Genomic DNA, 21,295 nt, shown 5'->3' with positions numbered 1-21,295 from the left:
CGAATCTCCCACCGTCCGCCCGTCTTTCGATCCTTCGCCCACGCAGCTTCACCCGTGCGGGTCGCGGTTCCTGCGCGATGCGACCGGGTCCTATATGGTGGTGCCGAACTTCGGTCGGCAACCCCTCTGGACAGCCGATCGGACGACGTCTTCGTACTGCCCTGACTCCCACTCAATTCCGCGTGTCGCAGCGCGGCGCGCCGTAAGGATTGGACCATCGGCAAATCAACAGTTTCGCGGTTGGGCGTGTATCGACTAGAAATGTTCTCCGTGCCTACCGGAATCACCTGTCAGCCATCGGGACTCCCTGAACGGGGGACCAATTGACGATCGAACATCCGCGCGAGGACGAGGTCACCCAGCTGGCGCAACGGGTCGAGAAGGCCCGGGGACGGCTGGCATACCAATACGATCCCGCTCTCACCGATGCGCTGTCGGAGACCGAGCTCGTCGCCGAGCGCGAGCTGGCCGAGCGCATCCGCGAGCAGGAGCGGGCGCAGCGCTGGAAACAGGCCGAGGCCGCGGCATCAGCGGCCGATCGGGCCCGACAGACCACCATAGAGATTGAGAAGGCCGACATTCGCGACTTGCTGCTGGCGCGCAAGGCGATCGCTGCTCAGCGGCGGGAATCGAGCCCGCACGCCAAACTGGCGTCCCTGTACAAGCATCGGGCGTGGAGTCAGCGCGCGCTCGCCGGTGTGGTCGCGGCCGGCATGCTCTGGTCCGCGGTCAACGTGCAGCACAACATCGCCCCGGGCGGGGCGAGCGATCCGCTCTACTGGTTCAGCTACCTGCTCGAAGGCATGATCAGCGTCTGCCTCGTGATCATCATGATCGGCACCAACAAGGTCGCCGAGTGGGGTGTGATCGACAGCCGCCGGCAGGTCGTGGTGGCCGAGTTCGCGCTGCTGGGCCTGACCGTCATGCTCAACACCTACCCGTACCTGAAGAACGGCAGCTGGTATGAAGTGGCCGTGCACGCCATCGCACCGGTGATGATCGGTGTGGCGCTGCTGATCCACAATGCCGCGGCCGGTCGGTACGGTCTGGCCATCGTGCGTGCCACGGACCAGATCCGGGATCTGCCGGACCCGGGCGAACAAATCCGCCGCTCCATGCCCACCGTCGTCTCCTGGCCCGGCCGCCCTTCCCCCTCGGCGGTGCCGACTCCCACCCCGGCCCTTCCCGCGGCTCCCGCTGAGCCCGAGAAGACCGTCGATGCCGAAGCCCAGGTGGTCGAGCCGCGACCTGCCCGGGCCGAAAGCCAGTCGGACACCGCGAAACCCGCCGACAAGGAGCGCCGCTCCGCCACCGGCAAGAGCCGCAAGACCGAAGAAGAGGACGACCGTTCCCCGCTCGCCGATCTCACCGATCCGGTCCCGCCGCTGAATGTCTATGACACCGGCCAGTTCCGGATCGCCGAGACCCTCGAGCAGGAACTCGCCGAACTGCAGGCCGCCCGCCGCCGCGCCCGCGCCGCGTCGCGCTCCCGCAACGGCAGCTCCCTCGACGACTGACACCCTTCGCGCCGAATCGGCCGCCGCTGCACCAGCTTCGGCCGATCCGCCCGCCAGCACCCCGGTGACCCGCAGCCAGCGGCACCGGGGTGGCGTCGTCTTCCGGGCCTGATCCACCGCTGCAGCATTCCGCTGGAGCACACCGCGGCCGCCGTGACGCGACGCGCGGTGATCGTGCCGTCGCTGGTATCGGCGTCCGGGCTGGTGAATACGACCCGGACGCTCAGTGGCGCAATCGGTCTCGCGGTTGGTCGCCGCGGCCGCGAGCTGCCGGTCGGATCGCCGGGTCTGGTACCGAACCGACTCAGTGAGCGCCCGGGCGGGCGGTATCGGCGGGCACCACTACGGCAGAGCGCGGCTGGGCCGGGGTGCCTGCGTGCTGGAGGTAGCCGAGCCAGCCGGTGCCGACGAACACGGCCAGCAGGACCGCGGTGGGCAGTTCGAAAATCAGCCAGCTGGTAGCGAATACGGCATCTCGGGCAGGTTGGGCGGGGCGCCGGGTGACGCGAACGGGTGGGCGCTGGTGCTGGAGTGTGCCGTGAATCGTACGGTACTGCCCGCCCTGCCTGCCCACCATGCCTCCGTTGCTAGAGAAGTGCCGAACCCGGGATGCCGAAACCGCGGCGCGCGCACAGCGGTGAACGAAGGGACATCGCGATTATCCGATCGGGCCTGGGTAGGTGATCCAGGTGGGGCGGCGCGCACTCGCATCAGGCAGTATGCCGAACAGCACGGGAATTGTGGGCGTATTGACCGGACCTACCGGTGCGTCAACCGGTGTGTTGCTGGTCAACTCGCCCTGGGCTCCGCGCACAGGCCGGAGAAATCACGCCGGACGACGTGATTGCGATCGACAAAACTGCCCAGTGCGTGATCGGGGTGCATGCCCAGGTACTGGCTGCGGGTGCGCGTGCTCCAGCGCCGCGCCGCCTCGGACCGGGTCTTGCAGAAGTTCACCATGTAGCCGCCCTCGTAGATCCGCACCAGGGTGTACCCGCCCGGATACTCCTTGACCGCCCCCACCTCGAGGAATTCCACACCGATCCCGGAATCGGGGCGGCTCAGCCGATTCCGGTGCGTGTGGCCGCTGTGGTGCAGGAACACCCCGGGCGCGGTGGCGTAGAGGGCGTGCAGCGCGGCCGCGTTGAACCTATCCAGCACGAAGCCGGGCCCGCCCGGATTGCTCACCGCCGCATGCCTGGTCACCGGGTGGTGACCGAAGATCAGTGTCGGCCGGTCGGGTTCGCCGCGCAGCAGTTCGCGCAGGTGGGCCAGCTGTGCCGGGTCGAGGGTGCCGCCGGCGCCGCGCGCCCGGGTGGTGTCGAGCCCGATGAGCCGCAGGCCGCCCACGAAGTATTCGACGAGCCGGTCCCGGGCGTGGAACACCTGACCCCAGTGGTCGGTCTCCTCCGGTGGCCGGACATCGTGATTTCCCCTGCACACGAAGTAATCCCGGCCCAGATTGCCCCACTGGTCCAGACTGTGCCGGACTCCGCGCGACTGCTCGGCCGTTCCCGAATCGGTCAGATCGCCCGCGACCACCAGATGGTCCGCCTCACGATCCGGCAGGCGCAGATCCTCCAGCATGGCCTGCAGCATGAACTCCGGATACTCGTCGGTACTGTGCCGCAGCCCTTCGAAGAGTCCCGCGAACAGCCCACTGGCCGGTTCGCCGTAATGCAGGTCGTTGGCCAGGGCGAGGGTCCGCAGCAGCCGCCCCGGCGGCGGCGTCAAGGTGGTGAAAATGCCAGTGGATTCAGGTGTTCCGGACCGTCGCGTCACCAGTGTCCGGGCGGGCACGGCGCGCTGCCCGTCGGAGTACGCCTCGAATCGATAGGCGCGCCCCGGTTCCAGATCCCGGACCTCGGCATAGTGGTACGCCGTTCGCATGCCCTCGAAGACCAGGACACGGGGCACACCGCGCCCGTCGGCGGGAGCGATGCGCAGCTCGGTGTCGGCGGGCGCGGGCCGCAGTCGCCCCGCCCGGTTCCGCGTCCGGGTCGTCCAGGTGATGACGGCCGAATGATCGGTCACCGTCACGACTTCCAGATCCGAGGCCACCACGGCCTCGCGCTGCGCCCGCCGGGCCTGGGCGGCGAACACCGGGCGCGGCGTGCGCACGGCGACAGCCGCCGCCCCGCTCGCCGCGTTGGCCAGCCACATGGTCCGAAGTCGCGGTTCCAGCATCACATCTCCGTCCGCCGTGATCCCTCAGCCGCGACGGTACGGTCACCAGTTGAACCGCCAGGTGCCCGGACATGACCGATCAGCTTCCGGTTCCGGACAATTCAGGTCATATCCGGGCGGCCGGGCCTCAGAACGGCTTGGTCGGCAGGTACTTGCCGTCCAGGGTGATGACCGCGCGCTCGCCGCCTTCCGGATCGGCGACCTTCTTGACGTCGAGCTTGAAGTTGATGGCGGAGATGATGCCGTCCCCGAACTGCTCGTGCACCAGGGCCTTCAGCGTGGTGCCGTAGACCTGCAGCATCTCGTAGAAGCGGTAGATGGTCGGATCGGTCGGCACGCCGCCGGGAATCGAGCCGCGCAGCGGGATGGTCTGCAGCAGCCGGGCGGCGTCGTCGTCGAGCTCGAGCAGTTCGGCCACCGCGAGCGCGGACTTCTCCGGCAGCGGGTGCTGCCCGAGCACCGCTGCGGTGACGAAGGCGACCGACAGGCCGGCCGCGTCGGCGATCTGCTGCCAGGTCAGGTCCTTGGCGATCTTGGCGGCGACGGCGGCATCGGCCAGCGCCTCGCGGGCGGTCGGATCGAACTGTGCGTGCACCATGGCGGTGCCTCCTTTCGGGAAACCGTTTCGCGGACGCGAAACCGGAGGTCGGATTTCGGGGAGAACGGGGAATCAGGCGGCGAGAGTGCTGAACTCGCCCCCGGCACCGAGCGCCTCGACGCGGCCGGTGCCGATGTCGTACACCCAGCCGTGCAGGGTGAGGGTCCGCCGGGACAGCGCCCGGGCCACCGCGGGATGGGTGGCGAGGTTGGCCAGCTGTGCCACCACATTGTGGCGAACCAGCGCGGATACCGCTGCGGCACCGGTGAGGTCGGGGTCGACCAGCGCCCGGGCGGCGTCGGCGTGGCCCAGCCAGCCTGCGACCGCGGGCAGGGTCGACAGGTCCTGCCCCTCGGACAGCGCCGTCATGGCGCCGCAGGCCGAGTGCCCGCACACCACGATGTCGGTGACGCCGAGGACACCCACCGCGTACTCGATGCTCGCCACCACACCGTCCGCCGCGCCCGGGGTGTGCGGCGGCACCAGATTGCCGGCGGTGCGGATGACGAAGAGTTCCCCGGCCTCGGCGGAGGTGATCAGTTCCGGCACCACGCGGGCATCGGAGCACCCGACGAACAGCGCGCCCGGCCGGTGATCACCGGCGAGACGGGCGAACAGCCCGGCCTTGGCGGGGAAGACATCGCGCTGGAACCGCCCGAGACCGGCTGCGAGATTCGGCATGGGAACTCCTCTCCGAGGCTCGACGACCCATGTGGGCCGACCTGCTCCACTGTGCCTGAGCTGTAGCTATAGTGTCCAAGACTTGATATCGATCATGCCGATCACTGCAATCTATAGCTGGAGCGTGACGTCCGAACCGCATCGTCGCTGCCACCCCCGCGAATTCCGGAGCGGAACACCCGAGCCCAACCCTGAGCAGCCGATTCGCCTGCGACTCCATGGTCTGGGCCGCCGGGACGGCCCGATGGCGTCAGCAGCCTTTCACGGGTCCCTACCCATCCTCGGCCGATCGCCATGGGAGCCGCCATCAATTCGCCGCCGCCTGCGCCCCGCCTCGACCTGCCCTCCGGCCGGGGAACGAGACCGGCGCAGGGCCCGCCTTCACCCGACGGGCCACCCTCAATGCCGCACAGTGTGCTGTCAGGTGGCGCATGGACGATGCACGACAGCGTCGCACTCACCTACGTGATCGCCGACGCGAGCGGGTGCCGGGATCGCGCGCAACGATTCACGGGCACAACGCAATTGGTTGTCGCACAGTCGAAAACTGCTGGGAGGGCATCGGCCCCACCCTCGGTGCCTGCGTCCTATGCCCCGTGGGACGAGGGGGTCAGCGGTCGCTGGCGTCGGGGAGGCGGGACGGGCAGGGGCCGTCGGGGGTGGTGGCGAGTTCATAGTGCCACCATTCGTTGTCGTACATGCGGCACAGGCCCCAGTGGGAGCCGTTGTCCTCCAGCCACTGTGCGCCCTCGCGGGGGCCTACGTCGATGGCTTCGCCGGTGACATGGGTGGATTCGTTCGGGGGGAGCACCCAGCGGCGGGCGGCCTCGGGGCTGCCGTAGGTCCGGAGGCCGTCCTCCCACAGGGCTTCCTGTTCGGCGGGGGTGCGGTAGCCGGAGGTGATCCACAGGGAGACACCGGCATTGTGGGCTTCGGTGGCGGCAGCGTTGTAGGCGGCGGCGAGGCGGGGTGCCAGGCCATCGGTGCCGGCGGCGATGGCCTTGGCTGCGGGCAGGCCGTCGGCGGTGGGTGCCGCGTCCGAAAGCTGGTGGGCGGCAGCGTGTGCCGCGGTGAGTGAGCCGCCCATCAGACCGGCGCCGGCCAGGACGGCCACGGCGGCCGCCCTGCGGGTTCCCGGCGGTCGCCGACGGGCGCTCGATAGGTCAGGGCTCTGCGCGCGCATCCACTTGCCTCCTGGCTCGACGGTCACGGTCACCGGCTGCTCGCGTCGGGCAGGCGGGACGGGCAGGCGAAGCCCGGGAGGGTGGCCAGTTCGAAGTGCCACCATTCGTTGTCGTACATGCGGCACAGGCCCCAGCGGTTGCCGTTCGCCTCCAGCCAGGCCGCGCCCTCACGCGGGCCGACGTCGATGGCCTGGCCGGTGACGTGGGTGGATTCGCTGGGCGGCAGCACCCACCGACGAGCGGCGTCGGGGCTGCCGTAGGTGCGAATTCCGTCCTCCCACAGGGCTTCCTGCTCGGCGGGAGTGCGATAGCCCGAGACGATCGACAACGACACACCCTGACCCTGCGCCTCGGCGAGCGCGAATTTGTAGGCCAGCGCCAGCCACGGGTCCAGACCATCGGTTTCGCTCGCGACCGGGCTGGCGAGCGGGCCGCTGCTCACGGCGGGCGCGGGTGCGGCGTGCGCGAGGGGCAGTGCGCCGCAGAGCATTCCGGCCCCGGCGGCCAGCGCGAGGACCGCGTAGCGGCCGCCGCGACGCCGGGCGGAAGGCACCGGATCGGGGTGGTGCCGAGTTTCGATCCGGTGAGCCCTCCGCATTTCGCATGCCTCCTGGCGTCAGACGCGTTCCTTGGACCGCTCGCGCACGCGCAGGGCGATCGGCTTCGAGGTCTCGGCGAAGAAGTCGTTGCCCTTGTCGTCGACGACGATGAAGGCGGGGAAGTCCTCGACCTCGATCTTCCACACGGCTTCCATGCCGAGTTCAGGGTATTCGAGGACCTCCACGGACTTGATGCAGTCCAGCGCGAGCCGCGCGGCGGGACCGCCGATCGACCCGAGGTAGAAGCCGCCGTGCTCCTTGCACGCCCTGGTGACCTGCGCGGAGCGGTTGCCCTTGGCCAGCATGACGTGCGAGCCGCCCGCCGCCTGGAACTGGTCGACGTAGGAGTCCATGCGACCGGCGGTGGTGGGACCGAAGGAACCCGAGGCGTAGCCGTCGGGGGTCTTGGCGGGACCGGCGTAGTAGACGGCCATGTCGCGCATGTACTGCGGCATCGGCTCGCCCGCGTCGAGGCGCTCCTTGATCTTGGCGTGCGCGATGTCGCGCGCCACCACCAGCGGGCCGGTCAGCGAGAGCCGGGTCTTCACCGGGTACTTCGACAGCTCGTTGCGGATCTCCGACATCGGCCGGTTCAGGTCGATCTCGACGACGTCGCCACCGAGGATGGCGTCGGTCTGCTCCGGAAGGTACTGCGCCGGTTCACGTTCCAGCTGCTCGAGGAACACGCCCTCGGGGGTGATCTTGGCCAGCGCCTGGCGGTCGGCCGAGCAGGACACCGCGATGGCGACCGGGCAGGACGCGCCGTGGCGCGGCAGGCGGATCACGCGCACGTCGTGGCAGAAGTACTTGCCGCCGAACTGCGCACCGATGCCGAAGGACTGGGTCAGCTTGAAGACCTGCTCCTCCAGCTCGAGGTCGCGGAAGCCGTGCGCGGCCATCGAACCCTCGGTCGGCATGTTGTCCAGGTAGTGCGCCGAGGCGTACTTGGCCGTCTTCAGGGCGAATTCGGCCGACGTGCCGCCGATGACGACCGCCAGGTGGTACGGCGGGCAGGCCGCGGTGCCCAGGGAACGGATCTTCTCGTCCAGGAACTCCAGCATGCGATCGGGGTTCAGGATCGCCTTGGTCTCCTGGTACAGGAACGACTTGTTGGCCGAGCCACCGCCCTTGGCCATGTACAGGAACTTGTAGGACGGGTGCGCGGGATCGCCTGCCTGCGAGTACAACTCGACCTGCGCGGGCAGGTTGTTGCCGGTGTTCTTCTCGTCCCACATGGTGATCGGGGCGAGCTGCGAGTAGCGCAGGTTCAGCTTGGTGTACGCGTCGAACACACCGCGCGAAATCCATTCCGCGTCATCGGCTCCGGTGAGCACGCCCTCGGACTTCTTGCCCATCACGATGGCGGTGCCGGTGTCCTGGCACATGGGCAGGATCCCGCCCGCGGAGATATTGACGTTCTTGAGCAGATCCAGCGCCACGAACCGGTCGTTGCCGCTGGACTCCGGATCGTCGATGATCTTGCGCAGCTGCGCCAGGTGCGCCGGCCGCAGGTAGTGGCTGATGTCGTGCATCGCCTCCGCGGTGAGCATGCGCAGCACCTCGGGCTCCACCTGCAGGAAGGTCCGCCCGCCCGCCTCGAACGTGCTCACGCCCTCGGTGGTGAGCAGCCGGTACGGCGTCTCGTCCGTACCGATGGGCAGCAGATCCGAGTACAGGAAATCAGGCGCGGTCACGAATCGGACTCCTCGAGCAGGGCTGGGGGCTGGTCAGCCGACGGTTCAAGCAGAGTGACTGTACCGACCCGTGCGTGCCTGCCGATGACCAGGCCCGGCCATGTTCGGTGTGTTCGACGCTGCGCACGACGCGGCGACGGACACCATGGGTCGTGGTCGAGGACACCGCAATCCGCGACAGGATGCCGCGAACAGGTACATGTTGCACCTTCAACCGAGCAGGTGTTACCTGTGCATGATGCGCTTGTCGGCGGCGGGGAGGATTTAGCATGACAACGGAACCCGGGAGTGGAACTGTGGCCGAACCCCGCTGGCTCGATGATGTCGAGATGCGCGCCTGGCTGGGATTCGTGTTCACCCGCGACCTCATCGCCGCCGCGGTCGGGCGGGACTCCCTCCGCGAATCCAATCTGACCTACGTGGAATACACCGTGCTGGCCCGTCTCGCCGACGCCCCGGACCACCGGCGCAGTTTCGCCGAACTCGCGGCCGTGCTCGAGTGGTCGCAGAGCCGGCTCTCGCATCAGATCACCCGGATGGAGAAGCGCGGCCTGGTCGCCCGCGAATCCATTCCCGATGACGCCCGCCGCACCGCCGCGGTCCTCACCGAAAAGGGCGCGCAGGTGCTCGATTCCGCCGCGCCCTCGCATGTCGAGAGTGTGCGGCGTCACATGGTGGATGTGCTCGATCGTGGCCAGCTCACGGCGCTGGCAGATATCTACGACACACTGCTGGCCCATCACCGCAGACCGGAAACCCGCGACGAGCACACCTGACACCGAATTCCCAGACCACCAGCGTTTGGTTTGGCACCCATCGGGTACTGGGTAAGACTAGGCTCGGCACCGGCTTCCGACGGCGGTCGGCACCGAGCACACGGCCGGTTATCGGTCGTAGAAGTGAGCACCCGACCTGGCCTTAGCGAAAGGGGCAGGAGTTTTCATGTCCGACGTGTCCATCGGTCTCTCGGCGGATTCGCTGCCCGCGGGTTCCGTCGACAACCTGCTTCCGCAGCTCGTCGAGCACCTGCGGCAGAACCGCACCGAACTGCGCGAGGAGTGGGCCCGTCGCATCACCGATGCCCAGCTGCTCACCGCCATGACGCCCGAGGAAATCTTCTCCGAGGCCACCTCCGTCTACGACAACTACGTCGAGGTGCTCGAGACCGGTAGCGTCGAAGCCCTGCAGGCCTACGCGCGCGACCTGTCCGAGCGCATCATCCCCAGAGGAGTCGAGACCGACGAGGTCGTCGGCATCGTGCTCCTGCTGCGAGACGTGCTGGCGCGCAGCCTCTTCGAGAAGTACCAGTCCGACTTCGAGCTGCTGAAGCTGGTGCTCGACGCCTACGAACCGGCCGCGAACCGCATCGCCAACACCGTGGCCGTGTCCTTCGTGCAGGAGCGCGAGCGCGTCATCCGCCAGCAGCAGGAGGCGATTCGCGAGCTGTCCACGCCCGTTCTCCAGGTGCGTGAGCAGCTGCTGATCCTCCCCATCATCGGCGTGCTGGACTCGCAGCGCGCGCGTCAGCTCACCGAGCAGCTGCTGCGCGCCATTCGCGCGAACCGCGCCAAGGTCGTCGTCATCGACATCACCGGTGTGCCCGCGATCGACTCCACGGTCGCCAACCACCTGGTGCAGACGGTCGACGCGTCGGGCCTCATGGGCGCCAATGTCATCATTACCGGCCTGTCGTCGGAGATCGCGCTTACCCTGGTGACCATCGGCCTGGATCTGTCGAAGATGAATGCCGTCGGTGACCTCCAGGGTGGCATCGAGGAAGCGGAGCGGCTGCTCGGCTACGAGGTGTCGCGCGTCACCGATCGCGACGGACGGTAATCAGGGCGGGTCAGATGCCGGTTCCCATTCTGAAGCAGGGCACCTATCTCATTGCGTCGGTGCAGTCAGCGCTCACCGACGCGGATACCGAACGCCTGCAGGACGATCTGATGACCTACGTCAGCAGATACCGAGCCCAGGGCATCATCGTCGATGTCACCGCAATCGACGTAATGGACTCCTTTGCCGCTAGATCGCTGCGTACCATCGCCCACATGACCAAGCTGCGGGGCGCGGAAACGGTCATCGTGGGCCTACAGCCCGAAGTCGCTTTCGCCATGGTGCAATTGGGGCTCACCTTCGAGGACATGCACACGGCGCTGGACCTCGAGGAGGGCCTGTCCTGGCTGAACAAGAAGACGCAGAGCCGAGGCCAACGAGACGGTCGTGAACGTGGCCGCTGACGACGTGGTGATCGCGGTGAACGTGTCGAACGACATCGTGACCGCTCGGCAAGCGGGGCTGGAGTTGGCTGCCAAACTCGGCTTCTCGCTCTCCGATCGCACCATGATCGCGACCGCCATTTCCGAAGTGGCGCGCAATATCACGAGCTACGCGGGCACCGGGGAGATCCGGCTGGCCGTGCAGGATCGGGACGGCCGGCGCTCGATGGTGGTGCAGGCCAAGGACAGTGGGCCCGGCATTCCCGACATTCCGCGCGCGATGGAGGACGGGTTCTCCACCGGACGCGGTCTGGGACTGGGTCTTCCGGGCGCCAAGCGACTGATGGACGGCATGGTCATCAATTCCAGGCCGGGACACGGCACCCTCGTCGAAATGTGGAAGTGGGTGCCCACCGGTGCGTGAGGACGGTTTCATCGGCGCGGTCGAGTGGGCCGTCGCCGGTCGCGCACTGCCCGGGCAACGGGTTTCGGGCGACCGATCGGTCGTGCTCGACGCGGGCGGGGGCTCGGTGCTCTTCGCCGTGCTGGACGGTCTCGGCCACGGCGCGGCGGCTGCCGACGCGTCCGATCGGGCGGCGCAGGTGCTGGCCGAGAACCGCGCCGAGCCACTGGATGTGCTGTTGCTGCTGTGCCATCGCGCCATGTCCGACACCCGCGGCGCGGCGGTCTCGCTGGCGCTGTTCGACTCTCGCGACCGGGTGCACTGGCTGGGCGTCGGCAATGTCGAATCCCGCATCGTCGCAGCGGCTCCCGGCAAACCGGCCATCCGCGCCACGGCCCTGCTCTCGGGCGGCATCGTCGGCTACCTGCTGCCGCCGAACCTGCAGCCGCAGACCGTGGCCGTGCGCCCCGGCGACCTGCTGCTCATGTCCACCGACGGCATCACCAGCCACTTCTCCGACACCGTCGACCTGTCCAAGCCGACCGCGGAGATCACCGCCGAGATCCTGGCCCGCCACGCCAAGGACACCGACGACGCGCTCGTGCTCGCGGCCCGCCATCGCGGGCAATCCCATCCCTCCCAACCCATTCCGAGTGTGAAGCCATGAGCGAGAACCCGGCATGAGCGGTCGAGGCCCGGAGGCGACAACTTGCGTAACCACGCAGGGCCTGCGCTCACGCCCATGGAGCACAGCGTGAGTACGGTACTGGCCGCGTTTCGCGAGGCGTACGCCGCCGCGCTGCGGCTGCACCTGCGCGCCCCCAATCAGAACACCCTGGCCGAGGGCTACGAGCTCGGGCGGCGGGCGCTGGTGGAGGGCGTGAGCATCCTCGACCTCACCGAGCACCACTTCCGGCTGCTCGAACTCGAGGGCCTCGGGCCCGCGCCCGACGGCACCGACCGCACCGAGGCGGCGCTGGAGTTCCTGCTGCAGACCATGGCGGCGCTGGACGTCGCCACCCGCGGCTTCCTGGACGGGACCAGGCGCTACGAGCAACAGCGTTCGCGCGCCGACGATCTCGCGGGCCGCGACGCCTTCCGCACGGCGCTGGTGGAGTCGCTGCAGGACGGGTTCTTCGTCGTCGACGCCCAGGGCACGCTGGTCGAGGTCAACTCGGCGTTCGGCGCGCTCACCGGCTATGGGCCCGACGGGATTCCGTATCCGCTCCCCCACCCCTGGACCGTGCCCGAGGCGCCGCGCTACCCGGATCTGGGCACCGACGCGGCCCGCTTCGTGATGCCCATCCGCCACCGCGACGGGCGGCAGCTGTGGCTCGCGGTATCGACGTCCTCGCTGGTGAAACCCGAGAACGGGGAACGGATCTTCGTCGGCACACTGCGCGATGTGACCGCCGAGCACGACGCCCAGGCCCGCGACCAGGCGGTCTCCCGGCTGGCCACGGCGGTCGGTGCGGCCACCAGCGTGGTCGAGGTGCTCACCGTCGGCCTGGAGGAGCTGCGGCGCGCCATCGGCGCGGAGGCCGCGGTGGTCTCGGTCTGGCCCAACCATCACACCGGCCCGGAACTGTATGTCTCCGAGGACAATCCGTACACCGGCGCGGGCCTGGCCCCGCACGACACCCAGCCCATCCGCCGACGTGGAGAGGCCGAGCCGGCCGAGGGCGGCGAATCCCGGCGCGTCCTGGACGCCCGGGCCCGCGCCCTGCTCGACCGCGCCCGATTGCAGCCCGGCCGCACCATGTTCGCCATCCCCGAGGGGGCGTCGAGTTCGGAGGGCATCGTGGCGCCGCTCGGCGAGAGTGGCGACTCGGCGCTGTGGCTGCGCTTCGCCGCGCCACGGGTGATCACACCCGGCGACTGGGCCCTGTTCTCACTGCTGGTCGGGCATCTGAGCCTGGCCGTGCAGCGGGCGCGCAACTTCGACCAGGCCCGTTCCACCTCGCTCACCCTGCAGCGCGCCATGCTCGGCCCGATCGAACTGCCGCCGCGCTTCTCGGTGCACTACGAGCCCGCCCTCCCCCCGCTGGAGATCGGCGGCGACTGGTACGACGTGGTGCGGCTCGAGGACGGCACCATCGGCGTCGTGGTCGGCGACTGCGTCGGCCGTGGTCTCTCCGCGGCGGTGGTGATGGGCCAATTGCGTACGGCCGCACGGGCTCTGCTGCTGCGCGGTGCGGGCCCGGCCCAGCTGCTGGCCGAACTGGATACGGTGGCCTCCCGCATTCCGGGGGCCATGTGCACGACCGTGTGCGCCGCCATCCTGGACCCGGTGCGCGGGCTGGTGCGCTACTCCAATGCCGGGCACATGCCACCGGTGCTGGCCGAGCCCGCCAAGCGCGGCCGGCTGCTGGAGGGCGGTCGCGCAGTCCCGTTGGCCACCTTCGATATTCCGCGCCGCCCGGAGGCCACGACGGCCATGGCCCCGGGCTCCACCCTGGTCCTGTTCACCGACGGCCTGGTCGAGCAGCGCGGGGTCGACATCGATGATCGCTTCGTCGAACTCGCCGACGAATTGTCGCGCGTGGCCGGGCAATTGCCGCGTGAGGTGGCCGATTCGGTGCTGTCGCGGCTGCGGCCCGCCGCCGGCTACGACGATGACGTGGCCATGGTCGTCTACCGGCAGCCGCCCGGGCCGTTGCGCCTGGACGTGCCCGCCGAAGCACGTGAGCTGTCCGGCATCCGGCGCGCGCTGCGTTCCTGGCTCACCGCCGCCGCGGTCCCGCACGATACGGCGGTCGATCTGGTCGCGGCGGCGAACGAAGCCTGTAGCAACAGCATCGAGCACGCGTATCTGGGCGGCGAGCCCGGCCGGGTGCGGCTCAGCGCGGACTGCGGCGTGGACACCCTCACCATCGAGGTGTCCGATACCGGTGTATGGCGGCCGCTGCCCGCGGATCCCGGTCACCGGGGCCGCGGCATCGCCATGATGCGTGCGCTCACCGATGAGCTCGACATCGACAATTCCGGTCCGGGCACCCGGGTGCGGATGTCGGTGCGACTAATGGCCGTTTCATTTTCGGCGGCCGGGCGCATGTGAATCTGGGCCCGCAGGCACAAATTCGGCGGGCGGTTTCGGAGGACTCCGAAAGAGTGCGGTAGCTGCGGTTTTCGCTATAACGCCCGCTACCGAACCAGTACCGATGTGGTAGACGATGCAGCACGAACGGACGGATCATGGCAGATTTAACAAATGTGACCACTACTTCCGGAGACGGCTATCCCTTCGCCGAAACGATGACCACCTCGGTCACCCCGCACGCTGAGGCCATCGTGCTCACCGTGACCGGCGAAGTCGATCTGGCGACCGCCCCCGCCCTCGAGAGCGCGATCGACGCGGCCCTCGCGGGCAAGCCCGCCGCACTGGTGATCGACCTGTCCGCGGTCAGCTTCCTGGCCTCGGCGGGCATGGCCGTGCTGGTGGGCGTCCACAAGCGTGCCGGGGCCACCCGCCTGGTGGTGGTGGCCGACGGGCCCGCCACCGGCCGCCAGTTGAAGATGACCAGCCTGGACCAGGTGTTCTCGCTGCATTCCACCCTGGACGAAGCGCTCAGCGCGCTGCGCTGAGGGTATTGCCCGCACGCCGCTGCGGGCCGCCCGTGAACGACGAAGCCGAGTCCGGTTGATTCCGGACTCGGCTTCGCGGCGTTCACGGCTCGGTCAGAGGAGCTCGCGCAGCTGCTCGATCAGCTTCACGCGCTCGGCCGCGGTGCCGGCCATCGGGACCACGTTCAGCACGGTGACACCGGCCTCGCGGAAGGCCGCGATCCGCTCCTTCACGAATCCGGCCGAACCGATCAGGTTGATGTCGCGGACCAGATCGTCCGGAACCACCTTGGCGGCCTCTTCCTTGCGGCCCGCCAGGTACAGCTCCTGGATCCGGTCCGCCTCGGCGCCGTAGCCGTACTTGGTGGCCAGCGCGTGGTAGAAGTTCTTGCCCTTGGCGCCCATGCCGCCGATGTAGAGGGCCAGGTGCGGCTTGACCCCGTCGCGCCAGCTGTCGACATTGTCACCGATGGCCAGCGCGGGGCCGGCGAACACCTCGAGGTCGCCCAGCGCCGGATCACGCTTGGCCAGACCGGCTTTCAGCGAGTCGCCCCACACCAGGTCGGCCTTCTCGGGCAGGAAGAAGATGGGCTGCCAGCCCTCGGCGATCTCGGCCGCCAGCTCCACGTTCTTCGGGCCGAGCGCGGCCAGCAGCACCGGAATGTTCTCGCGCACAGGGTGATTGATGAGCTTGAGCGGCTTGCCCAGGCCGGTGCCCTGCCCCTCGGGCAGCGGGATGTTGTAGTACTTGCCGCTGTGCTCGAGGCGTTCGCGCTTCCAGACCTTGCGGCAGATCTCGAGCACCTCGCGGGTGCGGCCGATGGGGGCGTCGTAGTTCACGCCGTGGAAGCCCTCGATGACCTGCGGGCCGGAGGCGCCCAGGCCCAGGATGAAGCGGCCGTCCGAGACGTAGTCCAGGCCCGCCGCGGTCATGGCGGTCAACGTGGGCGTGCGGGTGTAGAGCTGCAGGATGCCCGAGGCCAGCTGCACCCGGTCGGTCTTCGCGGCCAGGTATCCGAGCGCGCTCACCGCGTCGAACGAGTACGCCTCGGGCACGAACACGATGTCGAGGCCCGCCCGTTCGAGGTCGGCGACCTCGGCGGCGGTCTCCTTGAAGCCGTCGGTGTAATTGATCGACAGTCCGATACGCATGTCCGGGACCTTACTCACCGGTCGGCACACCGACAGCGGGCGGGTTGCCGCACATGGCCCCGCGACCGGTACGGTAGGCGGCGAAATCACCTGAATTCGCCGTACTGCCAAGGGAGGCCACCCCTCATGACTCAGGACACCACCACCTTCGGTGATTCGACACTGCGGGGGTACCTGGGTGAACTGGCCGCCAAGGTGCCCGCCCCCGGCGGCGGCGCGGTCGCGGCGCTGCACGCGGCCCAGGGCGCGGCCCTGGTCGCCATGGTCGCGCGGTACACCACCCGGGCCAAGGATGCCGAGAATCGCCCGGTCATCGACCGCATCATTGCCGCCGCGGACGTGGCCCGCGAGCGCTCCCTGGCCCTGGCCGACGCCGACGCCGCCGCCTTCACCGCGGTCGGCGCGGCCTACAAGCTGCCCAAGGAGTCCGAGGCCGAGCAGGCCGCCCGCGGCGAGGCCATCACCGCCGCGCTGCTGCAGGCCGCCCGGGTGCCCGCCGCCGTGGTCGCCGAGGCCGACGAAATCGTCTCCCTGGCAACGGAACTGCTGCCCATCGGCAACCCCAACGTGGTGACCGACATCGGCGCGGCGGCCGACTGCGCCCGGTCCGCGGCGGCCAGCTCGCAGCTGAACATCGCCATCAATGTGACATCGCTGGACGGCACGGCCGCGGCCGAGTTCGCGCCGGTGTTGAAGCAGATCGAGGAGGTCATCGCCCGCGCCGATGCCCTGCACAACGATGTGGTCGCGGCCATCACCCGCTGACCGCGCAAATTAGCCTGCACTGTGCCCCGTTCCGTTATGGAACGGGGCACAGTCATTTTCCGGCCCTCTACCTGGTGATACGAACTTCGCATAACCCCCACGCCGGGACAATGGTTACGAACCGGGTACATTTCCAGATGGGACTGATGACCAAGTCATAGTCTGAGAAACCCTGCCCCACACCCTCTCGAAGGGATGGAAGAATGCGGAAACCGATTCGCTCTCTGTTCGTCGCAAGCTTCGTCGCCGCGGCGGCCGCGTTCGGAACCGGAGCCGCGGGTGCGGCCCTCGAAACACCCAATCTCCCAGCCGTCCAAGCCATTACGCCGGCCTCAGGTCAGGTGGTGGGCGTCGCCGCGCCCGTGACCGTCCGGTTCGCCGACGCGGTCGCCGATCGCGCCGCCGCCGAACGCTCCGTCGACGTCCGCGCGCAGGACTCCCTCGCCGGCCACTTCACCTGGATCGACGACCGGCAGCTGATGTGGCAACCCACGAACTTCCTGCCCTCCCGCTCGCCGATCACGGTCGTCGCCGGACGCGAGCAGGCCAAGTTCCAGACCAATGGCGGCACCACCGCCGATGCGGACATGTCGGCGCACACGTTCACGGTCTGGGTGGACGGCGTCGCCCACACCATGCCCGCGTCGATGGGTAAGCCGGGGCGCGAAACGCCGGTCGGAACCTTCCCGGTGCTGTCCCGCGAGCGCTCGGTCACCTTCGACTCCCGGACCATCGGCATCCCGCTCAACGATCCGGAGGGCTACCTGCTCACCGGCGAGTTCGCCGAGCGCCTGACCTGGGGTGGCGTCTACGTCCACTCCGCACCCTGGTCCGTGGATTCCCAGGGCAACTCGAACGTCAGCCACGGCTGCATCAACCTCGCCCCCGCCGACGCCGAGTGGTACTTCGACAACGTCTCCGTCGGCGACCCCGTCACCACGCACTGGTGACCATTACCGGGTGACCATTACCGGTCATGACAAGATCAGGGAGCTCCCGGCACGGGGAATCGGACGGATTCCCGCGCTGAGAGCTCCCTGATTCGCTCTTGTCAGCGGCCGTTCTCGGCGGCCTGGACCACGTGGCGCATGAGCAGTGCGGTGGTGACGGGCCCGACGCCGCCGGGGACGGGGCTCAGGGCCGCGGCCTTGCCCGTGACCGAGGCCGCGTTCACGTCGCCGGTGATGTTGCCGTTCTCGTCCTCGTTGGTGCCGACATCGATGACGACCGCGCCCTCGCGCACGTGGTCGGCGGTGATGAGGCCCGCGCGGCCGACCGCGGCGACGACGACGTCGGCGGCCGAGGTCACCGCGGGCAGGTCGGTGGTACGGGAGTGGGCGATGGTGACGGTCGCGTTCTCGGCGAGCAGCAGCTGAAGCAGGGGCTTGCCGACCACATTGGAGCGGCCGACGACCGCAACATGCCGACCGGCGAGCGGGATCTCGTGGAACTTGGCCAGTTCCACGACCGCCTCGGAGGTGGCGGGCGGGAAGCCCGGCAGACCGGCGGCGAGCAGGCCCAGTGAAAGCGGGCTGACGCCGTCCACATCCTTCTCGGCGGCGATGGCGGAGCTGACGTCGTCGAGGCCGACACCCTTGGGCAGCGGGGTCTGCAGCATGATGGCGTCAACCGACGCGTCCTGCGACAGCTCGGTGAGCTTGGCGCGGATCTGCTCGGCAGTGGCGTCGACACCGAGATCGACGTTCTCGCAAGCGATTCCATTGCGCTCGGCGGCACGGTTGAGGGACTTCACGTACCAGGCGCTGGCGGGGTCGTCGTTCGGGATCACGAGGGCCAGGCGGGGGGCGGCGCCCTGCTCGGTGAGGGCGGCGGCGCGCTGCTTGGTGTCGGCGTTGATGGCGGCGGCGAGTTCCTTGCCGATGAGCGAAGTCGTATCCACGGGTGCACAGCTTATCCCGAGTCCCGGCCGCTCCCCGCGCACACCGGAGGCCCGGGCGGGCGATGTGTTCCGGCGACGACACGTGACGCGGCGCGTTCTCACCATGACTTCGGGCAAAACGGCGAAATCAGTTCGGCAAATACCCGACAACCAGGGTGGTCAGTCGTATCGTGTCTCCATTCGATAGGAGCCAATAGCCAGCTAATTCCATGGATAGCCAGCAACCAAGCAATGCGTGACACCCCCGAAAGGTCGACAGCAGTGCAGATCGCCAGGCGTTTTTCCATCATGCTCGCGGCGGCGGCCGCCGCCCTCACCATCCTCGGCAGCGGCGCCGCGCACGCGAACCCCGCAGCGCTGTACAACTCCGCGCAGGACAATTTCACCGCTGGCAATGAGGCGGCCGGGCTGGCCGACCTGCGCCAATTGCTCAGTGAGTCACCGGATGACGCGCAGGCGCTGGCGCTACAGGCGATCTGGTCGGATTACACCGGCGACATCATCACCCGCGAGGTGGCGCTGAACCGCCTCGACGGCATCGACGGACGGCTCGCGGATGACACCCGGACGCTGTTCCGGGCCATCGGCGCCGCGGTGGGCACGCTGCCCAATCCGATTCCGGCGATCGCGGGACCGCAGACCGGCATCGCGGTGCTCGGCTACGGCCTGCTCCCCGACGGCTCCATGCGGCCCGAGCTGGTGAACCGGATGCAGGCGGCCTGGCTGCAGGCGATCGCCTCGCCCCTGTCGCCGATCCTGGTGACCGGCGGTAATCCGCAGAACGGGATCACCGAGGCGGCGGCCATGCAGGGCTGGCTGATCGGGCACGGCATTCCCGCCGGCCGCATCGTGGCCGACCACCGTGCCGGGTCGACCGTGCAGAACGCGCTGTTCGGCGCGCAGATGCTGAGGGAAGCGGGTGCGACCAGCGCCATTGTGGTGACCTCCCCCAACCACATTCGCCGCGCGGTGGCCGACTTCATCGTCGCCGGAATGCCGGTCATCGGCGCGACCACCTCCCTCGAGCAGCTCGTCTCGCAGCTGCCGCCGCCCGCACGCAGCAGCCAGCGCGGCATCTACCTCGACACCATCCGCACCTTGCGGCTCCCCGCCGAACGCTGATCCCCCACGCTCGGACCCCCGCTCGAACGGGGCGGCCGTCCGGGCGTGCACAATGACGTGGTGACTCTTTCCGCCACCGAAACGCTGGTCGCACGGCTCCGCGCGGCCGGTTGCGTGTTCGCGGAGGACGAGGCCGCGCTACTGCTGGATGCGGCCACCGACGCCGACCACCTGGAATCGCTTGTCACACAGCGCATCGACGGGTTCCCGCTGGAACATCTGCTGGGGTGGGCGGAGTTCCGCGGCCTCAGGGTGGCCGTCGGGCCGGGCGTTTTCGTCCCACGACAACGCACGAGCTTTCTGGTCGAACAGGCTATTGCCCTGGGCCGCAGCATGATCCGGCCGCCCGTGTCCGCTGGTATCGCACACGACGGCGCGGCCACCAGCGCTGCTGCCGGCACCACCATCGCTGCTGCCCGTACCGGTGCCGGTGCGCATCAGCCCGTCCGGCCACGGACGCTGACCGACCCGGCCGAGACCATCGGCGCTCACGCGGATTCGACACTGGTCGCGCTCGATATGTGTTGCGGCTGTGGTGCTCTGGGATTGGCATTCGCGAAAGAAATGGCGGAGGAGGGTATTCGGGTCGAGCTGACTGCGGCCGATATCGAACCCGCGGCGGTGGCTTGTGCGCGGAGGAATCTCGGCACCGCGGGGGCTCGGGTCGTCGAGGGCGATCTCTTCGACCCTGTGCCCGCGGATCTGCGCGGGCGCGTGGACATTCTGCTGGCGAATACGCCTTATGTGCCGTCGGAGGACATTGCGTGGATGCCGCCCGAAGCGCGCGATCACGAGCCTCGGCGGGCGCTCGACGGCGGCGCGGATGGGTTGGACGTGCTGCGGCGGATTGCCGCCGTGGCAGGCGAATGGCTCTGTGCCGGTGGGCATCTGCTCGTGGAGGAGAGCGAGGAGCAGGCTCCGGTCGCCGCCGGGATCATGCGGGAGTACGGACTGTCGGCTCGGATCGTGGAGTGTGAGGACATGGGGGCGACCGTGGTGATCGGTACGCGCGCATGAGTATTCGCGGTGTGCTGTTCGATGTCGATGACACGCTCATCGACTATTCGGCGACGGTGCGGATCGGATTCCTGCGACATCTCGCGGTGGAACAGCTCCTGGACCGCTTCGAGTCGCCCGAGGCGGCGTTGGCGCTGTGGCGGGCGATCGAGGAGGAAGAGTATCTGCGGTTCCTGGCCGGTGAGCACACCTTCAAGGGACAGCAGCGGGTGCGGACCGAGCGATTTCTCGCGCACCTGGGTGTGACGGCCGACGATCCGGTCGCGTGGTTCGCCCGCTATGCGGTACACCGGGATTCGGCGTGGTCGGCGTTCCCGGATGCCGCGCCGGTACTGGAGCGGTTCACCGGGCGGAGGTCGCTCGGCGTGGTGTCGAACGCCTCCCAGCCGTACCAGACCGGGAAGCTGCGCACGGTCGGGCTGCTGCACCACTTCGGGGACGCCATCCTGTGCTCGGACGAATTCGGTTCGGCCAAACCCGATCCGGCGATCTTTCTTGCGGGCTGCGAGATGCTCGGGCTGCCGCCGGAGCAGGTGGCGTACGTCGGCGATCGGTACGACTGGGACGCACTGGGCGCCAGAAATGCGGGGCTGCGGGCCTATTGGCTGGTCCGCAGCGGTCCGGGAGTCGCCCCGGACGACGGGATCACAGTCATTCGCTCACTGGCGGAACTGGATTCGCCGGCCGGGTGAA

Annotated in this window: 22 protein-coding genes; 13 read left to right on the top strand and 9 right to left on the bottom strand. The window is 68.8% G+C overall.

What is annotated here, in order from left to right:
• Positions 1–323 precede the first annotated feature (323 nt).
• A complete protein-coding gene (locus tag ACFXKA_RS09100; RefSeq protein ID WP_379426745.1) occupies positions 324–1,517 on the top strand; it encodes a hypothetical protein in 1,194 nt (397 codons plus the stop codon).
• Positions 1,518–1,821: 304 nt separating this feature from the next.
• Here the strand turns inward: ACFXKA_RS09100 and ACFXKA_RS09095 are convergent, their stop codons facing one another.
• From ACFXKA_RS09095 to ACFXKA_RS09065, 7 genes are all read right to left on the bottom strand, one after another.
• On the bottom strand, positions 1,822–2,094 hold the full coding sequence (locus tag ACFXKA_RS09095) for a hypothetical protein (protein WP_379426744.1): 273 nt from the start codon (positions 2,092–2,094) through the stop codon (positions 1,822–1,824).
• Positions 2,095–2,306: 212 nt separating this feature from the next.
• Positions 2,307–3,704 carry a metallophosphoesterase family protein gene (locus tag ACFXKA_RS09090; RefSeq protein WP_379426743.1) on the bottom strand — a complete coding sequence of 466 codons (1,398 nt, stop codon included), beginning with the start codon at positions 3,702–3,704 and terminating at the stop codon, positions 2,307–2,309.
• Between the two features lie 127 nt (positions 3,705–3,831).
• Entirely contained in the window at positions 3,832–4,302 is a 471-nt protein-coding gene (gene cynS / locus ACFXKA_RS09085; protein WP_364618095.1) for a cyanase, read from the bottom strand.
• Positions 4,303–4,374: 72 nt separating this feature from the next.
• Positions 4,375–4,983 (bottom strand): carbonic anhydrase, encoded by a 609-nt coding sequence (locus ACFXKA_RS09080; RefSeq protein WP_354832027.1) that lies wholly within the window; start codon positions 4,981–4,983, stop codon positions 4,375–4,377.
• Between the two features lie 610 nt (positions 4,984–5,593).
• Positions 5,594–6,097 carry a M15 family metallopeptidase gene (locus tag ACFXKA_RS09075; RefSeq protein ID WP_379426742.1) on the bottom strand — a complete coding sequence of 168 codons (504 nt, stop codon included), beginning with the start codon at positions 6,095–6,097 and terminating at the stop codon, positions 5,594–5,596.
• Positions 6,098–6,195: 98 nt separating this feature from the next.
• Entirely contained in the window at positions 6,196–6,657 is a 462-nt protein-coding gene (locus ACFXKA_RS09070; protein ID WP_379426919.1) for a M15 family metallopeptidase, read from the bottom strand.
• Between the two features lie 126 nt (positions 6,658–6,783).
• The gene (locus ACFXKA_RS09065; RefSeq protein WP_379426741.1) at positions 6,784–8,460 is read right to left on the bottom strand and encodes a fumarate hydratase; all 1,677 of its coding nucleotides are present in this window, start codon (positions 8,458–8,460) and stop codon (positions 6,784–6,786) included.
• 269 nt (positions 8,461–8,729) lie between these two features.
• On the opposite strand from ACFXKA_RS09065, the gene ACFXKA_RS09060 reads away from it, so the two are divergent.
• The 7 genes from ACFXKA_RS09060 (at position 8,730) to ACFXKA_RS09030 (ending at position 14,667) form a co-directional block, all read left to right on the top strand.
• Positions 8,730–9,236 carry a MarR family winged helix-turn-helix transcriptional regulator gene (locus ACFXKA_RS09060; RefSeq protein WP_364618088.1) on the top strand — a complete coding sequence of 169 codons (507 nt, stop codon included), beginning with the start codon at positions 8,730–8,732 and terminating at the stop codon, positions 9,234–9,236.
• 166 nt (positions 9,237–9,402) lie between these two features.
• The gene (locus ACFXKA_RS09055; protein WP_354832015.1) at positions 9,403–10,296 is read left to right on the top strand and encodes an STAS domain-containing protein; all 894 of its coding nucleotides are present in this window, start codon (positions 9,403–9,405) and stop codon (positions 10,294–10,296) included.
• A 14-nt stretch (positions 10,297–10,310) separates the two neighbouring features.
• A complete protein-coding gene (locus ACFXKA_RS09050; protein WP_354832012.1) occupies positions 10,311–10,700 on the top strand; it encodes an STAS domain-containing protein in 390 nt (129 codons plus the stop codon).
• The gene (locus tag ACFXKA_RS09045) at positions 10,690–11,103 is read left to right on the top strand and encodes an ATP-binding protein (protein ID WP_354833098.1); all 414 of its coding nucleotides are present in this window, start codon (positions 10,690–10,692) and stop codon (positions 11,101–11,103) included. Before ACFXKA_RS09050 ends, ACFXKA_RS09045 begins: the two co-directional genes overlap by 11 nt.
• A complete protein-coding gene (locus ACFXKA_RS09040; protein WP_354832009.1) occupies positions 11,096–11,749 on the top strand; it encodes a SpoIIE family protein phosphatase in 654 nt (217 codons plus the stop codon). The genes ACFXKA_RS09045 and ACFXKA_RS09040 overlap by 8 nt, the downstream gene beginning before the upstream one ends.
• A gap of 87 nt (positions 11,750–11,836) precedes the next feature.
• Positions 11,837–14,140 carry a SpoIIE family protein phosphatase gene (locus ACFXKA_RS09035; RefSeq protein ID WP_379426740.1) on the top strand — a complete coding sequence of 768 codons (2,304 nt, stop codon included), beginning with the start codon at positions 11,837–11,839 and terminating at the stop codon, positions 14,138–14,140.
• A gap of 197 nt (positions 14,141–14,337) precedes the next feature.
• Positions 14,338–14,667 carry an STAS domain-containing protein gene (locus ACFXKA_RS09030; RefSeq protein ID WP_354833096.1) on the top strand — a complete coding sequence of 110 codons (330 nt, stop codon included), beginning with the start codon at positions 14,338–14,340 and terminating at the stop codon, positions 14,665–14,667.
• Between the two features lie 93 nt (positions 14,668–14,760).
• On the opposite strand, the gene ACFXKA_RS09025 is transcribed toward ACFXKA_RS09030, so the two are convergent.
• Entirely contained in the window at positions 14,761–15,798 is a 1,038-nt protein-coding gene (locus ACFXKA_RS09025) for an LLM class F420-dependent oxidoreductase (protein WP_354832004.1), read from the bottom strand.
• A 126-nt stretch (positions 15,799–15,924) separates the two neighbouring features.
• Between ACFXKA_RS09025 and ACFXKA_RS09020 the strand changes: the two genes are divergently transcribed.
• Both ACFXKA_RS09020 and ACFXKA_RS09015 read left to right on the top strand, forming a co-directional pair.
• Positions 15,925–16,563 carry a cyclodeaminase/cyclohydrolase family protein gene (locus tag ACFXKA_RS09020; RefSeq protein WP_364618078.1) on the top strand — a complete coding sequence of 213 codons (639 nt, stop codon included), beginning with the start codon at positions 15,925–15,927 and terminating at the stop codon, positions 16,561–16,563.
• 203 nt (positions 16,564–16,766) lie between these two features.
• The gene (locus tag ACFXKA_RS09015; protein WP_379426739.1) at positions 16,767–17,513 is read left to right on the top strand and encodes a L,D-transpeptidase; all 747 of its coding nucleotides are present in this window, start codon (positions 16,767–16,769) and stop codon (positions 17,511–17,513) included.
• 101 nt (positions 17,514–17,614) lie between these two features.
• Here the strand turns inward: ACFXKA_RS09015 and ACFXKA_RS09010 are convergent, their stop codons facing one another.
• Entirely contained in the window at positions 17,615–18,463 is an 849-nt protein-coding gene (locus tag ACFXKA_RS09010) for a bifunctional 5,10-methylenetetrahydrofolate dehydrogenase/5,10-methenyltetrahydrofolate cyclohydrolase (RefSeq protein ID WP_379426738.1), read from the bottom strand.
• Between the two features lie 261 nt (positions 18,464–18,724).
• On the opposite strand from ACFXKA_RS09010, the gene ACFXKA_RS09005 reads away from it, so the two are divergent.
• Genes ACFXKA_RS09005 through ACFXKA_RS08995 form a run of 3 tightly spaced genes read left to right on the top strand, consistent with a single transcriptional unit; the run spans position 18,725 to position 21,294 of the window.
• Positions 18,725–19,585 carry a YdcF family protein gene (locus ACFXKA_RS09005; protein ID WP_379426737.1) on the top strand — a complete coding sequence of 287 codons (861 nt, stop codon included), beginning with the start codon at positions 18,725–18,727 and terminating at the stop codon, positions 19,583–19,585.
• Positions 19,586–19,645: 60 nt separating this feature from the next.
• Positions 19,646–20,602 (top strand): methyltransferase, encoded by a 957-nt coding sequence (locus ACFXKA_RS09000; RefSeq protein ID WP_379426736.1) that lies wholly within the window; start codon positions 19,646–19,648, stop codon positions 20,600–20,602.
• The gene (locus ACFXKA_RS08995; protein WP_379426735.1) at positions 20,599–21,294 is read left to right on the top strand and encodes an HAD family hydrolase; all 696 of its coding nucleotides are present in this window, start codon (positions 20,599–20,601) and stop codon (positions 21,292–21,294) included. The genes ACFXKA_RS09000 and ACFXKA_RS08995 overlap by 4 nt, the downstream gene beginning before the upstream one ends.
• The last annotated feature ends 1 nt before the right edge of the window (position 21,295 follow it).

This window comes from Nocardia sp. NPDC059228 (genome assembly GCF_042754245.1).
Taxonomy (GTDB): domain Bacteria; phylum Actinomycetota; class Actinomycetes; order Mycobacteriales; family Mycobacteriaceae; genus Nocardia.
This window is presented reverse-complemented; position numbering and strand designations above follow the sequence as displayed.

What these genes read in the sequence shown, in the direction of transcription:
- ACFXKA_RS08995 (WP_379426735.1), top strand. Translation starts at nt 20,599, where the DNA reads ATGAGTATTCGCGGTGTGCTGTTCGATGTCGATGACACGCTCATCGAC.
- ACFXKA_RS09030 (WP_354833096.1), top strand. Translation starts at nt 14,338, where the DNA reads ATGACCACCTCGGTCACCCCGCACGCTGAGGCCATCGTGCTCACCGTG.
- ACFXKA_RS09055 (WP_354832015.1), top strand. Translation starts at nt 9,403, where the DNA reads ATGTCCGACGTGTCCATCGGTCTCTCGGCGGATTCGCTGCCCGCGGGT.
- ACFXKA_RS09080 (WP_354832027.1), bottom strand. Translation starts at nt 4,983, where the DNA reads ATGCCGAATCTCGCAGCCGGTCTCGGGCGGTTCCAGCGCGATGTCTTC.
- ACFXKA_RS09090 (WP_379426743.1), bottom strand. Translation starts at nt 3,704, where the DNA reads ATGCTGGAACCGCGACTTCGGACCATGTGGCTGGCCAACGCGGCGAGC.
- ACFXKA_RS09060 (WP_364618088.1), top strand. Translation starts at nt 8,730, where the DNA reads ATGACAACGGAACCCGGGAGTGGAACTGTGGCCGAACCCCGCTGGCTC.
- ACFXKA_RS09025 (WP_354832004.1), bottom strand. Translation starts at nt 15,798, where the DNA reads ATGCGTATCGGACTGTCGATCAATTACACCGACGGCTTCAAGGAGACC.
- cynS (WP_364618095.1), bottom strand. Translation starts at nt 4,302, where the DNA reads ATGGTGCACGCACAGTTCGATCCGACCGCCCGCGAGGCGCTGGCCGAT.
- ACFXKA_RS09070 (WP_379426919.1), bottom strand. Translation starts at nt 6,657, where the DNA reads ATGCTCTGCGGCGCACTGCCCCTCGCGCACGCCGCACCCGCGCCCGCC.
- ACFXKA_RS09050 (WP_354832012.1), top strand. Translation starts at nt 10,311, where the DNA reads ATGCCGGTTCCCATTCTGAAGCAGGGCACCTATCTCATTGCGTCGGTG.
- ACFXKA_RS09095 (WP_379426744.1), bottom strand. Translation starts at nt 2,094, where the DNA reads ATGGTGGGCAGGCAGGGCGGGCAGTACCGTACGATTCACGGCACACTC.
- ACFXKA_RS09015 (WP_379426739.1), top strand. Translation starts at nt 16,767, where the DNA reads ATGCGGAAACCGATTCGCTCTCTGTTCGTCGCAAGCTTCGTCGCCGCG.
- ACFXKA_RS09020 (WP_364618078.1), top strand. Translation starts at nt 15,925, where the DNA reads ATGACTCAGGACACCACCACCTTCGGTGATTCGACACTGCGGGGGTAC.